This window comes from Bacillus sp. SIMBA_074 (assembly GCF_046534555.1).
Lineage (GTDB): Bacteria > Bacillota > Bacilli > Bacillales > Bacillaceae_G > Bacillus_A > Bacillus_A mycoides.
In genome coordinates, this window is the sequence record NZ_JAWRYM010000931.1 from 1 (window position 1) to 251 (window position 251).

General features: G+C 43.4%; 1 pseudogene. It reads right to left on the reverse strand.

Annotated elements, in window-relative coordinates:
• Window positions 1–251, reverse strand: a pseudogene (locus tag SB773_RS33510) (DNA/RNA helicase); the annotation flags it as partial.

Consider the following 251-nt stretch of genomic DNA (forward strand, 5'->3'; position numbering starts at 1 on the left):
CTCCATTTCATTTCAGGGACAGGGATTGGCTGACGATGATAGCGGGCTGGGATTATAACGGCTTTCAATTTGCCGCTTCGATATAGTCGCTGCATTCGTTTCGAAGGTGTGGCGGTCAAGTAGATGGTTGCGGCAGAAAAATTTTTTGATTTATTAACTGCATAATGCAGCGAATCATCAATTGAGTAGGGAAACGCATCGACTTCATCAACAATGATGACATCGAAGGCTTCAATAAAACGGAATAGCTG